Raw genomic sequence first — 15,012 nt, forward strand, 5'->3', positions numbered from 1 at the left:
ATGGTAGCCGGTCGCCCGAAACCACTCATAAAACGGGGCCCGGGTGAGCAGCCTGGCCACAGATCATGCCAAATTCAACAGTCAAAAGCGCCGCTACCCAAGCGGACGCTCTCAGGAAAAATTCGGTGTCGGTTCTGGGTATTTTTGGACCCAAAGCAGAGCCGGAGGCTTTGGTCCGCCTGTCGTCCGGGCGGGTAAAAAAGGTGAAACCCGGCAGCCGCTTGGGGTCGGGTAAGATCATCGCAATCGACGAAGAGGGTGTCGTGCTGCGACAAAGCGGCCAGAACCGCAGGATCGACATTCCGGGTAGCTGATCCTGACTTGACGCCCTGCGCGCGCGGGTTCAAACCCCACCCATGACCGATCAGACCAAAATCGCCCTTGTTACCGGGGCCTCACGCGGGTTGGGCGCGGCATTGGCCGAAGCTCTGTCGCCCGAATATCATATTGTCGCTGTTGCCCGCACCCAGGGCGGACTGGAAGAACTGGACGACCGCATTCAGGCCAAGGGCGGCTCGGCCACTTTGGCACCGATGGATATCAGCGACCCAAACGCGATGGCGACGCTGTGCCGTGGGATTCATGACCGCTGGGGCAAGGTTGATCTGTGGCTTCACACTGCAATCCACACCTCGGCCCTGACGCCTGCGCATTTTGTTGATCCGAAGGAATGGGCCAAGGCGGTCAACATCAATGCCACGGCGACATCCGTGCTGATCCCATATGTCACCCCACTGCTGGGCGAGGCTGGCCACGCTGTATTCTTTGATGACCCCAAAGCGGGTGAGAAGTTCTATGGCATCTATGGTGCAACCAAAGCAGCGCAGATGGCACTGGCGCGCAGCTGGGCTGCCGAGACCGCACGCACGGGTCCGCGCGTATCGATTGTTGAGCCTGCACCGATGCCGACAGCCGTACGCGCGCGTTTCCATCCGGGTGAGGATCGGGAAGCGTTGACGCGCACTGCCGATGAGGCAGCGCGGTTGCTGGCCCAGCTTTAGGGAATGGCCCGTCCGGGCCATGCCTCCGGCGGGGATATTTTTGGCCAGATGAAGCGGGCGGACTATGCGATATGGACGCCGTTGCGTCCGGCGAGGTCGACGAAGAATTGCCATGCGACGCGGCCCGAGCGGGCGCCACGGGTGGCCTGCCATTCGATGGCCTCGGCGCGCAGGGTTTCTGCGTCGACTTTCACACCGTGGGCGGTACAGTAGCGGTCGATCATGGCGAGGTATTCGTCCTGATCGCAGGGGTGGAAGCCCAGCCACAGGCCGAACCGGTCTGAGAGCGAGACTTTCTCCTCGACCGCCTCGGACGGGTTGATGGCGCTGGAGCGTTCGTTTTCGATCATGTCTCGCGGCATCAGATGGCGGCGGTTCGAGGTGGCATAGAACACCACGTTTTCAGGGCGGCCTTCGATGCCGCCATCCAGCACCGCCTTGAGCGATTTGTAGTGTTGGTCATCGTGGCTGAACGACAGGTCATCGCAGAACAGGATGAACCGGTGCGGCGCGGCGCGCAGGTGGTTCAGCAGGCGCGCGACCGAACCCATATCCTCACGCTGAAGCTCGACTAGTTTCAGGTCCGGGTGGTCGGTCTGCAGCGTGCCATGCACCGCTTTGACGAGGCTGGATTTCCCCATCCCACGCGCGCCCCACAGCAGCGCGTTGTTGGCCTTGTATCCGGCAGCGAAACGGCGCGTGTTATCCAGCAGCGTATCGCGGGAGCGGTTGATGCCGACGAGCAAATCCAGATCGACGCGATTGACCTGCGTCACCGGTTCCAGCCTATCGGGTTCCACATGCCAGACGAAGGCCGGGGCCGCGCTGAAATCGGGGGCGGCCAGTGGCGCGGGGGCCATGCGCTCCAGCGCGTCGGCGATACGGTTCAGGGCTTGGTCGTCCATTGGGGCCTCCGCGAGTGTTTCGGCGAAGTTCAACCATGTTCGGCGCGCTGCAACAAGGGCGGAACATGAAAAAGGCGCGCGGGTGATAGGCGCGCCTTTTCAAAGCCCGGGGCGGATTACTTGGTCTCTTCGTAGTCCTGCATCATGTCCGCATCGGCCTCGGCCTCTTCATCATCATAGTAACCATCGGCGCGCAGTTGCTCTTCGCGCTTCTTCTCAACGCGGGCAACAAGGAAGATCGACACTTCATAAAGGCCATAAACCACCACGAAGAGGATGATCTGAGTGATCACATCCGGCGGCGTCACGATCGCCGCCAGCACCAGAATGCCGACCACCGCATATTTGCGCATCGCGCCCAGACCTTCGGCGCTGACCAGACCCGCCTTGCCCATTAGGGTCAGCAAGACCGGCAGTTGAAAACACAGGCCAAAGGCGACGATGAACTTGATCGTCAGATTCAAATATTCCTGCGCCGAGCCCTGGAACACCACGCTCAGCGGCGCGGCATTGGTGCCATCGGCGACGGCTTCGCCCTCGGCCCCGAACTGTTGGAACCCCAGGAAGAAGTCATAGGCCAGCGGCGTAACCACATAGAACGCAAAGCTTGCCCCCAGCAGGAACATGAAGGGCGAGGCCAGCATGAATGGCAGAAACGCGTTTTTCTCGGACTTGTAGAGCCCCGGCGCCACGAACCGCCACATCTGCATCCCAATATAGGGGAACGCCAGAATGAACCCGCCCAGAAGCGAAACCTTGATGGCCACAAAGAACCCTTCCTGCGGCGAAATGAAGATCAGCCCGCAATCCTGCCCCCGCTCGGTCAGAACCTCGCACAGCGGTTGGGTCAGGAAGTTGAACAGCGGCGTCGCCACCGTGAAGCAGATGATCATCCCGATCAGAAACGCCACAACACAGTGGATCAGCCGCGTGCGCAACTCGGCCAGATGCTCGATCAGCGGGGCCGAGCTGTCCTCGATCTCGTCGGTCTTGGTCATGTCTTGCTTTCAGTCTTCAGTGCCGCTTCGGCCTCTTCCGCCTTGGCGAGCGCATCGGCAGCCTCTTTCGCCTTGCGTTCAGCCGCGGCGCGCGCAGTGGTGGCCTGAATCTTCTTCGCCTGCTCGGCCCGCTCGGCGGCCAGTTTGCCGGTCTCGCTGTCAGGATCGAACTTGGTCGGATCAATGGATTTGGCGACGTCGCGCGCAGCCTCGTTGATCCCGTCCATCGCGGTACTGACCGGGTTGGTCGCCGCATTCAGACCCTTCTTGATCTCGTTGACGCCGGCCTCATCCGCTGCCTCGTTCATCGCGGTGCTGAACTCGCGCGCCATGCCGCGCGCCTTGCCGACAAACCGCCCGACATTGCGGAACAGCACAGGCAGGTCCTTCGGCCCCACCACAATCAGCGCGACGATGCCGATGACCAAAAGCTCGGTCCAGCCCAGATCAAACATCTAGGCTCAGACCTTGTCTTTGTCGGTCTCAGGCGTGACGTCTTTGGCCAGCTCGGACGCGTCCTGCTCGATCTCTTCCGAGCCATCCTTGACGCCTTTTTTGAACGCAGTGATGCCCTTGCCCACTTCGCCCATCAGCGAACTGATCTTGCCGCGGCCAAACAGTACCAGAACCACAACGGCGATCAGCAGCAGGCCGGGAAGGCCGATATTGTTGAGCATGTCTTGTCTCCTTACTACGTCGGCGCGCACGCCGGGAATATGATCTGGCCCAGTGTCTACGCCCGGATCGCCGCCAGCAAAAGTGAAACAGATCAAATCCGCGCGCGAAATTGAACAGATCGCGCAGTTTTTGCGGGCTGGCGTTTTCCAACTGACAGGTTTATGTCAGTTGGAAGAGCCTAGAAGGACGATATCGAAACCCAGGTCAACGGAGACCCACATGACCCATGTCGCAGAAATCGTCACCTTCACCCTTGCAGATGGCGTGCAGCCCGAAGAATTCGTGATGCTTAGTCAAAAGACCGAAGCCTTCGTCCGCTCCGCGCCAGGCTTTGCCCATCGTCAATTGAGCCAGGGCGCGGATGGCCGCTGGACAGATTATGTCGTCTGGACCGATATGAAATCCGCCGAAGAAGCCGCCGCCGCCTTCATGCAGCAGGATTTCGCGCCCGCCCTGATGGCCGCAATCAACCCCGACAGCGCGCGGATGCGCCACGAGACCGTGCTATGGAACATGACCGCCTAAACGCGGATCAGACAGCGTGTCATGCGCCGCACTGACCGCCTGTTCGATATCATCCAGATCCTGCGTGACGGCAAACTGCACCGCGCGCAGGATATCGCGGACCGGCTCGAAGTGTCGGTTCGCACGATCTATCGCGACATGGATACGCTGGTCGCCTCAGGCGTACCGGTCGAAGGGGAACGCGGCGTGGGCTATATGGTGCGCGATCAGATCACCCTGCCCCCGCTGAACCTGACCCCCGCCGAACTTGAGGCTCTGAACCTCGGCATGGCCATCGTCGCCGAGGCCGCTGACCCCGACCTCAAATCTGCCGCCAATTCCCTTGCCGAAAAGATCGACGCCGTTCTGCCCACGCAGGTCATCGCCGAGGCCGACAGCTGGAAATTCGCCGTCTATCCCTTTGCCGATGCCGCACGCGGTCTGGCCCATATGGCCCCGATCCGTGCCGCCATCAAATCGCGCCAGAAACTGCACCTCAGCTATCGCCGCATCGACGGCACGCTGACCGAACGCACGATCCGCCCGCTGCACATGGAATACTGGGGCCGCGTCTGGACGCTGACCGCATGGTGCGAACTGCGCACGGGCTTCCGCGTCTTCCGCATCGATCTGATCGAATCCATTGTGCCCTTACCGGAACTCTTCACAGACGAACCCGGCAAACGTCTCAGCGACTACGACCCGAACGGGTGATCCACACTTCATCTGGCCATAAATATCCCCGCCGGAGGCATGGCCCGGAACGGGCCATTCAGATCACCTCAGATAGGGCTCGGGATCCACCGACTCGAATCCCTGACGCACCTCAAAATGCACATAGGCATTGTCGCCCCCGCGCAGCGCGGCAATCTTCTGACCCCGTTGCACGCGGTCGCCCTTTTTGACGCTGATATTGTCCACATTTGCGTAAACGGTCAGCAAGTCATTGTTGTGCTTGACCACGATGATCGGCACCTGATCTGCGTCAGCCGTAATCGCGGCCACCGTTCCCGCTTCGGCTGCACTCACCGCACTGCCGGGCGCCGCAGCGATGTCGATGCCTTCATTCTTGCCTTTGTCATAGCCGCGGATGATCGTACCGCTCACCGGCAGCGCCAAGGCGGACGACCCCGTATTTGTCGGTGCCTCGGCAGTCACATCTGGCGCGGGCGTGGCCGGTGCGACGTCCTCATCCGGCAATGGCTGCGTTGCGCTGGGCGGCGTCGGCGTTGCAGAGCCTTCACCCGGTTGCGCCACCGCCGTCGCGGTCGCGGCTGGCGCAGCGGCGCGCGGCGCAGACTGGTTTTTGACCGGTATCAGCAGATACTGGTCCTCACGCACCATAAAGTCGGGGCCCAGCCCGTTCCACTCGGCCAAGGACTCCACCGAAACCTGATAGAGGCGCGCAATGGTATATGCCGTTTCACCCCGCTTGACCTTGTGGCGGATCGGCTCGGGCCCGACGGGCGCTGCAGCCGGCGCAGGCTGTGCGGGTGCCAATGCCGTGGTCTGAACAGAACCGGTATCCGGTGCCTCGTCAATCGCGGTGCCTGCGATACTCGCGATATCGACCGCGCTGCCCCCACCAACGGATCGCGGCAGCGCCAGGACCTCTCCCTCACGCAGCGAGTCATTGGGCTGAAGCCCGTTAAAGCGTGCCAACTCTGCGACCGGCATGCCAATGCGGTTCGCAACATTGCCCACCGTATCGCCACGGCGTGCGACCGCGACCTGATAGTTGGGATACGTAATCACACCCCGGGCATCCGGCGTCGGGCGACTTGTCGTCGCCGCCAATGCGGCATCCGTTGTCGAGAACCCACCGACATTGCCGCGCAGATCATAGTCGAAAGGTCCTTCGCATCCGGCCAAAATGGCCAGAGCTGCCACGCCCATTGCACAGCGGCGCGTTGCTGATTTTGAAACTGCTCTCATTTTATCGCCCTCAACACCTGCCCCTGTTCTCCGGGGCTCCGGCATCATTGAATATAACTTTAAACGCCGTCTTTTCCCAGCCCCTCCAGCAAGGGCACGAAACGAACGGGCAACAGCTCGTCATAGTCCAGACCGGTTTCGGTGCGGGTCACCCGGATCAAGGTCTGAACCGCATCCGATTGTCCAACCGGCAACACCATAATACCGCCGATTTTCAACTGCGCCAAGAGCGGCCCGGGCGGGTCCTCGGCGGCTGCGGTCACAATGATACGATCAAACGGAGCCTGTTCGGACAGGCCAAACGAGCCATCCGACAGCATCGCGGTGACATTGGTTAGTCCCAGTTCGCGAAACAACTGCCCGGTTTCACGCACCAGCCGCTTGTGCCGCTCGACCGTGTAAACCCGCCGCGCTAGTTTCGACAGGATCGCCGCCTGATAGCCCGAGCCCGTCCCCACCTCCAGCACCGTGTCCCGGGGCCGCACCTTCAGCGCCTGCGTCATCAGCCCCACCACCGAAGGTTGGCTGATCGTCTGCCCGCAGGCAATCGGCAGCGGTGTATCCTCATAAGCCCGTTCCGCGAACAGGCCTTTGACGAACCGGCCCCGGTCGACCTGCTCCATCGCAGCCAACACGCGCGCATCTGTCACCCCGCGCGAACGCAGGGCGAACAAGAACTGCATCGTGGTTTCTGCGCTTGGTCCGGTCATTCGATTGTCTTCAACGCCTCCAGCGCATCATGCGCCGTCAGATCAGCCCGCATCGGCGTGACCGAAACGTAACCTTCCAGATTCACCGCCGCATCGGTCCCCGGCGCGGTCGGATTGTGCTGATACCCGCCCTTGATCCACAGGAACCGACGGCCCGAGGGCGAGCTGTGCGGTTCGACCGAAAAATGCGTGTCGCGGCGGAACCCCTGCGGCGCAACCCTCGTACCCAGAACCTCATCCGCTGGCACGGGTGGAAAATTCACGTTGTAGAACAGCCGGTAGTCGCCTTGTGTCTCAGGCATCGCATCCAAAATCCGGCGCACAAGTGCCGCGCCATGCCGCGCGGCGGCCTCGAACGGATCATCCAGCCCAAGATTGCGTGGACCGAAGAACTGCGACAGGGCAATCGACGGCACGCCTTGCAGAGCGGCCTCCATAGCGCCGCCCAACGTACCGGAATACAACGCATTCTCCGCCGAGTTGTTGCCCCGGTTCACCCCAGACAAGACCAGATCCGGCGGTGCGTCCTTCATCACATCATGCAACCCCGCCAACACACAGTCCGCCGGAGAGCCCTCGGCCGCGAACCTGCGCTCGCCCAGCTTTGCGACCATCATGGGGTGCGTATAGCTGATGCAATGCCCCACACCCGATTGTTCAAAGGCGGGGGCGACGATCCAGACCTCTCCGTCCGGGCCAGCCAGTTCCTTTGCGATCGCCTCAAGCACGATCAGCCCCGGCGCGTTGATACCGTCATCATTGGTCAGAAGAATACGCATGCCCGCTCCACCCCCGCGTTTCGCCCTTGATAGACCCGCCCCCGCGCTGCGGCAAGCGACGTGCACGCGCAATCTGCGGCATTCCCGCACCAGTTGGCCGGAAATCGTGACATCGCGGCCTCAGGCCGGAAACACAAAGCACCGGTCGCGGCGAATGGTCAGCCACATCACACGGCCCTCTTTGGGCACAAAGACATTGGGCACCGTCGCTTTCAGGATCGAGCCGTCATAGTCCATGCGGAACTCGATCAGGCTTTCGTTGCCCAGAAAGCGCGCGCGTTCGACCACGCCGCGCGCGGCTACGCCATCCGTGGGCGTTGGCATCGGGCCTTTGCCATTTCGGTCGAAGTCCAGCTTTACATGCTGAGGCCGGAACACAATCTCGACATCCGTGCCATCCGGCACGCCGGGCGCCAGAAAACGCCCAAAGGGCGTATGCGCCAAGGCTCCATTAACTTGCGCTTTTAGGACATTGATATCACTAAAAAATGCAACCGCCGCTTTATCCGCTGGGCGGGTATAGACGTTGTAAGGGGCCCCCTGCTGTACGATCTTGCCGCGCCGCATCAGCGCGATTTCATCGGCCATGCGCATCGCCTCTTCCGGCTCATGCGTGACCAGCAGAACGGCGGCATCCTCTTCCTTCAGGATCGCCAGCGTCTCATCCCGGATACCGTCGCGCAGGCGGTTGTCGAGGCCCGAGAACGGCTCGTCCATCAGCATGATCCGGGGGCGCGGAGCCAGCGCGCGGGCCAGCGCGACCCGCTGTTGTTCGCCCCCCGAAAGCTGGTGTGGGAAGCCGTCGATAAACCGCATCAGATCGACCTTGGTCAGCAGTTCCTCGACCCGGATGCGTTTTTCGTCCCGGCTGCCCTTCAGGCCAAAGCCCACATTGTCCGCAACGCTCAGATGTGGAAACAGCGCAAAGTCCTGAAACATCAGGCCAATCTCGCGCCGTTCTGGCGGGACCCGAAACACCGTGTCGCAGATCAGCTTGCCATCGACATAGATCTCGCCCGAGGTCTGCATCTCGACCCCCGCAATCATCCGCAACGTGGTCGACTTGCCGCAACCCGACGGCCCCAGCAAACAGGTCACCTGCCCCGCCTGCACCGTCAACGAGACGTCATCCACCACCGTGCGCCCGCCAAAGCGCGCCACCATATTGCGGATTTCCAGTCGCGGAGGAGCTGTATTCACGTTCACCGATGGACCCCGTAGCCTTTCCCGATCAAATCCATCGGGCTTGGGCGGGGATAGCAACCCCGCCTCTCAGGTGCAAGGGATCAGCAGCACCCCGAGGACGCTGTGTCGCCCTCAACCACAAACGGGCTGTCGCCGCCGCAGCCCTCGAAGATGCCATAATGGGTCGAGAAATCGCCGATGAACTCGAAATGCCGGGCAAAGCGGGTGTCCTGCAGCATCATCCATGTGTTGCCGCAGACCGGGAAAACCTTGCCGGTCTCGATTGCATGGTGATCATCCAGAGCGAATTCATGCGGCGCATGAGGGATCGTACCCTTGTAGACGACGGCCTGACCGTAATCTTCACAGGCAGGTTCAAGCGCGGGCAGTTTGAACAAACGGTAGGTGGCAGAGATGAAACTTAGCGGCGCAACCCTTTGTTCCAGAACTGGATTCTCGATCGTCAACGGGCGGTGCGTGACTCGACGCGGATCGTGAAACCCGGCAGCGCGCGACAGCGACAGGAAATCGTTCCAATACAGCGCCCCTGACAGGCATTCGCCATACAGAACCTCATCCTCGGCCATCGCCTTCGGCACCCGGCGATCCGCATAGACGTCCGAGAAATACATCTCGCCACCCTCTTTCAGCAGCCGATGCGCGCCGCGCAACACAGCAGCCTTGTCGGTCGCCAGATTGATAACGCAGTTCGAAACGATGATGTCAAAGCTGCCGGGCTCAAGGTCCAGTTCGTCCAGCTTTTCGATATAGCCGTGGTGAAATTCCACATTGCTGACCGCGTGACCAAAGGCCTTCGCGTGATAGTCCTGATGCGCACGGGCGACGTCCAACTGCTCGGGCGTCATGTCCACGCCCACGACGCGGCCCGTTTCACCCACCATCGCGGACAGCGCATACACATCCCGCCCTGCGCCACAGCCCAGATCGAGGATCGACATCCCCTCAAGATCCAGCGGTGCGATGAGACCGCAACCATAGTAACGTGTCAGCACATCATCATGAATTTGCGACAGAATTGCCTTGAGGTGATCCGGCATGTCGTCAGGCGTACAGCAGGCATTCGTCTGCAAATCCGCGCTGCCCTGCAGCACCTCGCCATAGTAATTCTGCACAGCCTCATGCTTCATCGCCGCATTCCCTTTCGTGAGTGGTTGCAACGCAGCTAGTGCAGCCGCCTGCGCGCCGCAATCCGAAGCCGCGCGATCTGACGAAACCGTGACCGGGATCAGGCCAAAAGGTCGAATTCTGTGCTGTTGCGGACGCGCCCGTTCACCTGAACCTCCAGCCGGTGCGGTCCCGGCACCAGCTTGAAGGTCGTGGCATTGCCCTTGAGCTTGTGCCGCTTCGACAGAGACAGCGTGCCATCGGCAAGCACCGCTTGTTTCAGCTTATGTACTTTGGGTGAGATTTTGCCCCCAGGGCGCTGAAAATGAATGATATAATCCACCAGAACGGGCTGTCCTGCATTCCCACAAAGGGTCACGTCAAAATCCAAAGCCCCACCAATCTGTGCCTCTGCATTCACCGTGATCTCAACCGAGATTTCGGCATCCGGGTCGTATCCTAGCGCTTTCATCGCCCCTGGATGGCCCGCTTTGACCAACCCGCGCAGGGCATGAGAGGTCATCCAATCGAGTTCATCCCCCCCTTGCTGTCCAGCCTCTCGCCAGCTCTGCAATCGGCCCAGCACCAGTTCTGGTTCCTTCTTGGTGATGTCATTCAAATGATTGGCCACTGATCGCGTGACATAGCGCGTCTTGTCCCCATGCAACCGATCCAGCAGCGGTAACGGGTCGGACAGGCCCAGCCCGACTGCCTGCCCCCATGGCAGCCTTGGCCGGGTGCCCTCGCTGACCAATCGGCGCACGTGATAGCTGGGATGGTCGCACCATCGCCCCATCCGCGTCATGACCAGATCGGGATGGCTGTTCAGAAACGGACGGATCGCCCATTCCATCGAGAACCGCTGGGTCAGTTCCTCAAGCACATCCAAGGCCAGGTCCGGGTGATCCAATCCGACCGAGACGACCCAATCACCCAAGGGCGCAAAGATAAAATCGCCGAAATCATCATCGCTTTTGCCGGGATCAAGCGGCAGCGGCAATGCCTGCAGAATGACCGGAGCAACCGCTGGTAGATCGCCCGGAAAAGCCTCTTGCAGGCATTCCGCGATCCAGGCCATTCGCTCTTTCAGTTCCAGGTCCAGCAGGCGCGACATGACCTGTGCCTCGAAGGCTGCGCCATCAAATGCCGGTTCAGCATCAGAAAACAAGCCACTGAGGTAGCTTACCTTTTCGGCGTTGAACAGTTGATCCTTAAGCGAAAAGCCCTGCGCCATGGCTACATCGTCAGATTGGTCGCGCCGCCATCCAGCAGGATGTTCTGCCCAACGATAAAGCCCGCATGTTGCGAGCAGAGGAACGCGCAGGCCGCTCCGAATTCCTGCCGTGTGCCATAACGGCGTACTGGAATTGTTGCGGCCCGTTCTGCGCGCGCATCCTCAATCGAGATGTTTTTCTGCAGCGAAACCGTACCATCCAGCGCATCGGCCCGGTCGGTTGCATGAATGCCCGGCAACAGGTTGTTGATCGTCACCCCATGCGGCGCGACCTGCCGGGAGGTTCCGGCCACATACCCGGTCAGCCCGGTCCGCGCTGCATTCGACAAACCCAGCACCGCAATCGGCGCGCGCACGGATTGCGAGGTGATGTTCACCACCCGACCCCAACCCTTGTCCATCATCCCCGGTAGCAGCGCCTTCATGAACGCAATCGGCGTCAGCATGTTGGCATCCAGCGCCTTGATGAAATCCTCGCGCTCCCAGTCCGACCACATGCCCGGAGGTGGCCCACCTGCGTTTGTCACAAGGATATCAACGCCCTGCGCGGCACTTATCACCTGCGCCTGACCGTCAGCCGAGGTCACGTCGCAGGCCACCGTCTGCACATCAACGCCATGGTCCGAGCGCAGGCGCGCAGCCTCGGCCTCCAACGCCTCGGCCCCGCGCGCGTTCATCACAAGATTGACGCCTGCCGCCGCCAAGGCCTCGGCACAACCGAGACCCAAACCCTTGCTGCTGGCACAGACCAGCGCGCGTTTACCTTTGATACCCAGATCCATCCGATCCTCCCCATCTGTTGTTATCCGCATGTCTAGCACCGGCCAGACGAGGAAGGCCAGAAGAGCGTTTTAGTAGAAGAACTCTTCCCTGACGATCTTGCCATCCGCGACATGGTAGACGGCGACCTCGCGCATATCAAAGCTTTCGCCGCTGTCCTTCACCTTACCCTGCACCTCGAAAATCACGGCAAAGCGGTCTTCACCATGCGGAAACGGATCGCTGACGGATGCGCCCGAAACCTCATGCGCGCCCTCCCACCACTCATGCTTGCCCCTGATCGCATCGCGACCATGGGTTTCGCGGCCCATGCCTTCCATCGCCATCGCCTCGACCGAGACAGCATCTTCGGCATAGAGCTTTTCAAGATTTTCCTTGGCCCGGTCTTCCCGACAACCTGCGACCAGTTCTTCTGCAATCTCTTTCAAATTCATCGGTCCACTCCATTATTTGTTCACTATATGTTCTTATTGCCATAGTGACATGATTCGAACCACCCCTTTGTCTTGCCTCGGCAGGTTTCCCCGCCTATACGCGCGAATATGCTTGATACCTCGAACCAACCCACCCTGCCGCCCGAGATCGCCCGGCGCCGGACATTCGCCATCATCTCGCACCCGGATGCGGGCAAGACGACGCTGACGGAAAAGTTCCTGCTGTATGGCGGTGCGATCCAGATGGCCGGTCAGGTGCGCGCCAAAGGCGAGGCGCGGCGCACGCGGTCGGACTTCATGCAGATGGAGAAGGACCGCGGCATCTCGGTCTCCGCCTCGGCGATGTCGTTCGACTATGGCGATTTCCGGTTCAATCTGGTGGACACGCCCGGTCACTCGGATTTCTCCGAGGATACCTATCGCACGCTGACTGCGGTGGATGCCGCCGTGATGGTGATCGACGGCGCGAAAGGTGTGGAAAGCCAGACGCAGAAACTGTTCGAGGTCTGCCGCCTGCGCGATCTGCCGATATTGACCTTCTGCAACAAGATGGACCGCGAAAGCCGCGATACGTTCGAGATCATCGACGAAATTCAGGAAATGCTGGCCATCGATGTCACGCCCGCCGCATGGCCGATTGGCGTGGGGCGCGATTTCATCGGCTGCTATGACATGCTGCGCGACCGGCTTGAGCTAATGGACCGAGCGGACCGCAACAAGGTGGCCGAAAGCATCGAAATCAATGGCCTGGACGATCCGAAGTTGGCCGAACACGTGCCCGAACACCTGCTGGAGAAACTGCTGGAAGAGGTCGAGATGGCGCGCGAATTGCTGCCTACTCTCGATCCGCAAGCAGTTCTGGAAGGGCATATGACTCCGATCTGGTTTGGCTCGGCGATCAACTCGTTCGGCGTCAAGGAGTTGATGGAAGGCATCGGCGCCTATGGCCCGCAGCCGCAGATCCAATCGGCTGAGCCACGGCAGATCTCCCCGGACGAAAAAAAGGTCGCCGGTTTTGTCTTCAAGGTGCAGGCCAATATGGACCCCAAGCACCGTGACCGGGTGGCATTTGTTCGTATGGCCTCGGGCCATTTCAAGCGCGGCATGAAGCTGACCCATGTGCGCACCAAGAAGCCGATGGCGATCTCGAACCCGGTGCTGTTTCTGGCATCCGACCGGGAACTCGCCGAGGAAGCCTGGGCGGGCGACATCATCGGCATCCCGAACCACGGTCAGTTGCGCATCGGTGACACGCTGACCGAAGGCGAAGCGATCCGGGTCAAGGGCATTCCATCCTTTGCGCCGGAACTGCTGCAAGGCGTCCGCGCGGGCGATCCGATGAAGGCCAAGCATCTGGAAAAGGCCCTGATGCAGTTTGCCGAGGAAGGCGCGGCCAAGGTGTTCAAACCCTCCATCGGATCGGGCTTTATCGTCGGCGTCGTGGGTGCGCTGCAATTCGAAGTACTCGCCAGCCGGATCGAGATGGAATACGGGCTGCCCGTGCGCTTTGAGGCCTCGCAATTCACCAGCGCCCGCTGGGTCAGCGGTGAAAAGGCCGAGGTCGAGAAATTCGTCAACGCCAACAAGCAGCACATTGCCCATGACCACGACGGCGACATCGTTTATCTGACCCGGCTGCAATGGGACATCGACCGCGTTGTACGTGACTACCCGGCGCTGAATCTGACCGCGACCAAAGAAATGATGACCTGACGGACGGATGATGGGCCAGATATGACGCAGGACCGTCCAACCTGGGGAACCGTCTCGATGGCGCGCGGCCCGGCCGAGGATATCCTGCGGTTCGTCGCCCATCACCTCGATCTGGGCGCGGACCATATGTATGTCTATCTGGACGAGCCGAACCGCCAAGCCTTTCGCGCACTGCGGCAGCATCCCAGAGTGCGTGTGCGTGTCTGCGATGACGCGTTCTGGCAAAAGCGCAAACGCAACCGCCCGGAGAAGCACCAACTGCGCCAGACGGTCCATGCGACATTTGTTTATCGCAACACACATCTTGACTGGCTGGCGCATATCGATGTGGACGAGTTTCTGTGGCCCGCTGCCCCTGTTGCCGACCTGTTGCAATCGATACCGACCGACACCCCTGCAGTGCGCATGCGCCCGATCGAAGCAATTGCCGGGGGCGAGGATCTTTACAAAGCACATATCCCGAAAAGCCCGCATCGCGAGGCTTTGGTCGAGACGCTCTATCCCAACTATGGCGGCTTTGTTCTGGGTGGATTTCTCAGCCACGTACAGGGCAAGCTATTCGTGCGCACCGGGTTGGAGCATCTCAACTATCGCATCCACAACCTGTTTCAGAACAAGAAGATCCTTCCGGTGAAGACGGAACTGCCGCAGATCGAACTATGTCATCGCCACGCCCCAAGCTGGGATCATTGGCAATCACATCTGAGGTTCCGAATGGCGCGCGGCTCATATCAGGCGGGCATGTCACCCAACGTGTCGCGCGACCGGGGCGGGCTGAACATGCACGAGTTGCTCAGCTGGATTGAGGCAGAGGAAGGCCCCGACGGGCTGCGCGCATTCTATGACGAAATGAGCGCAACCGACCCCGATGTGCGCATGCGGCTCGAAGATCACGATCTGCTGCGGCACAGGCCATTGAATCTGGACCAGAAAGTGGCGAAACACTTCCCCGGAACCATCTGAATTGTTGCATAAATTCGCGCATCGCGCTGAGATGCAACAGGTGAACGCCTCTTCATTTGACCCTGCCC

At 60.7% G+C, this 15,012-nt stretch carries 18 protein-coding genes; 6 read left to right on the top strand and 12 right to left on the bottom strand.

Features of this window, described 5'->3' with window-relative positions; genetic code table 11:
* Positions 1 to 125 precede the first annotated feature (125 nt).
* Both ACR0KM_RS15725 and ACR0KM_RS15730 read left to right on the top strand, forming a co-directional pair.
* Complete coding sequence (locus ACR0KM_RS15725) at positions 126 to 314, top strand: hypothetical protein (RefSeq protein ID WP_480857462.1); 189 nt, start codon at positions 126 to 128, stop codon at positions 312 to 314.
* Between the two features lie 42 nt (positions 315 to 356).
* On the top strand, positions 357 to 1,001 hold the full coding sequence (locus ACR0KM_RS15730) for an SDR family NAD(P)-dependent oxidoreductase (RefSeq protein ID WP_480819826.1): 645 nt from the start codon (positions 357 to 359) through the stop codon (positions 999 to 1,001).
* A 62-nt stretch (positions 1,002 to 1,063) separates the two neighbouring features.
* Here ACR0KM_RS15730 and ACR0KM_RS15735 read toward each other — a convergent pair whose 3' ends face one another.
* The 4 genes from ACR0KM_RS15735 to ACR0KM_RS15750 all read right to left on the bottom strand — a co-directional run bounded on the left by ACR0KM_RS15735 (position 1,064) and on the right by ACR0KM_RS15750 (position 3,581).
* On the bottom strand, positions 1,064 to 1,906 hold the full coding sequence (locus ACR0KM_RS15735) for an ATP-binding protein (RefSeq protein WP_480857460.1): 843 nt from the start codon (positions 1,904 to 1,906) through the stop codon (positions 1,064 to 1,066).
* A 116-nt stretch (positions 1,907 to 2,022) separates the two neighbouring features.
* Positions 2,023 to 2,904 (bottom strand): twin-arginine translocase subunit TatC, encoded by an 882-nt coding sequence (gene tatC, locus ACR0KM_RS15740; RefSeq protein ID WP_480857459.1) that lies wholly within the window; start codon positions 2,902 to 2,904, stop codon positions 2,023 to 2,025.
* Positions 2,901 to 3,359: a Sec-independent protein translocase protein TatB gene (gene tatB / locus ACR0KM_RS15745; RefSeq protein WP_480585217.1), complete on the bottom strand. Its 459-nt coding sequence runs from the start codon at positions 3,357 to 3,359 to the stop codon at positions 2,901 to 2,903. The genes tatC and tatB overlap by 4 nt, the downstream gene beginning before the upstream one ends.
* A gap of 6 nt (positions 3,360 to 3,365) precedes the next feature.
* Positions 3,366 to 3,581 (bottom strand): twin-arginine translocase TatA/TatE family subunit, encoded by a 216-nt coding sequence (locus ACR0KM_RS15750; protein WP_170672333.1) that lies wholly within the window; start codon positions 3,579 to 3,581, stop codon positions 3,366 to 3,368.
* 220 nt (positions 3,582 to 3,801) lie between these two features.
* On the opposite strand from ACR0KM_RS15750, the gene ACR0KM_RS15755 reads away from it, so the two are divergent.
* Both ACR0KM_RS15755 and ACR0KM_RS15760 read left to right on the top strand, forming a co-directional pair.
* On the top strand, positions 3,802 to 4,107 hold the full coding sequence (locus ACR0KM_RS15755) for a hypothetical protein (RefSeq protein WP_480857457.1): 306 nt from the start codon (positions 3,802 to 3,804) through the stop codon (positions 4,105 to 4,107).
* Positions 4,108 to 4,128: 21 nt separating this feature from the next.
* On the top strand, positions 4,129 to 4,800 hold the full coding sequence (locus tag ACR0KM_RS15760; protein ID WP_480857455.1) for a helix-turn-helix transcriptional regulator: 672 nt from the start codon (positions 4,129 to 4,131) through the stop codon (positions 4,798 to 4,800).
* A gap of 63 nt (positions 4,801 to 4,863) precedes the next feature.
* On the opposite strand, the gene ACR0KM_RS15765 is transcribed toward ACR0KM_RS15760, so the two are convergent.
* The 8 genes from ACR0KM_RS15765 to ACR0KM_RS15800 form a co-directional block, all read right to left on the bottom strand.
* Positions 4,864 to 6,021: a LysM peptidoglycan-binding domain-containing protein gene (locus ACR0KM_RS15765; protein ID WP_480857454.1), complete on the bottom strand. Its 1,158-nt coding sequence runs from the start codon at positions 6,019 to 6,021 to the stop codon at positions 4,864 to 4,866.
* A 59-nt stretch (positions 6,022 to 6,080) separates the two neighbouring features.
* The gene (locus tag ACR0KM_RS15770; RefSeq protein WP_480857452.1) at positions 6,081 to 6,731 is read right to left on the bottom strand and encodes a protein-L-isoaspartate(D-aspartate) O-methyltransferase; all 651 of its coding nucleotides are present in this window, start codon (positions 6,729 to 6,731) and stop codon (positions 6,081 to 6,083) included.
* A complete protein-coding gene (gene surE / locus ACR0KM_RS15775; protein WP_480857450.1) occupies positions 6,728 to 7,510 on the bottom strand; it encodes a 5'/3'-nucleotidase SurE in 783 nt (260 codons plus the stop codon). Before surE ends, ACR0KM_RS15770 begins: the two co-directional genes overlap by 4 nt.
* Before the next feature lie 120 nt (positions 7,511 to 7,630).
* On the bottom strand, positions 7,631 to 8,674 hold the full coding sequence (locus tag ACR0KM_RS15780; RefSeq protein ID WP_480820080.1) for an ABC transporter ATP-binding protein: 1,044 nt from the start codon (positions 8,672 to 8,674) through the stop codon (positions 7,631 to 7,633).
* Positions 8,675 to 8,796: 122 nt separating this feature from the next.
* Positions 8,797 to 9,843 (bottom strand): methyltransferase domain-containing protein, encoded by a 1,047-nt coding sequence (locus tag ACR0KM_RS15785; protein ID WP_480857448.1) that lies wholly within the window; start codon positions 9,841 to 9,843, stop codon positions 8,797 to 8,799.
* A gap of 98 nt (positions 9,844 to 9,941) precedes the next feature.
* Positions 9,942 to 11,054: a hypothetical protein gene (locus tag ACR0KM_RS15790; RefSeq protein WP_480857447.1), complete on the bottom strand. Its 1,113-nt coding sequence runs from the start codon at positions 11,052 to 11,054 to the stop codon at positions 9,942 to 9,944.
* 2 nt (positions 11,055 to 11,056) lie between these two features.
* Positions 11,057 to 11,836, bottom strand: a complete 780-nt coding sequence (locus ACR0KM_RS15795; protein WP_480857643.1) for an SDR family oxidoreductase — start codon at positions 11,834 to 11,836, stop codon at positions 11,057 to 11,059.
* Between the two features lie 69 nt (positions 11,837 to 11,905).
* Entirely contained in the window at positions 11,906 to 12,268 is a 363-nt protein-coding gene (locus ACR0KM_RS15800; protein ID WP_480819807.1) for a SnoaL-like domain-containing protein, read from the bottom strand.
* A 108-nt stretch (positions 12,269 to 12,376) separates the two neighbouring features.
* Here ACR0KM_RS15800 and ACR0KM_RS15805 point away from each other — a divergent pair, with 108 nt between their 5' ends.
* Entirely contained in the window at positions 12,377 to 13,981 is a 1,605-nt protein-coding gene (locus ACR0KM_RS15805; protein ID WP_480857445.1) for a peptide chain release factor 3, read from the top strand.
* Positions 13,982 to 14,002: 21 nt separating this feature from the next.
* Positions 14,003 to 14,944: a glycosyltransferase family 2 protein gene (locus tag ACR0KM_RS15810; protein WP_480857443.1), complete on the top strand. Its 942-nt coding sequence runs from the start codon at positions 14,003 to 14,005 to the stop codon at positions 14,942 to 14,944.
* The last annotated feature ends 68 nt before the right edge of the window (positions 14,945 to 15,012 follow it).

This window comes from Ruegeria sp. G10 (assembly GCF_056533645.1).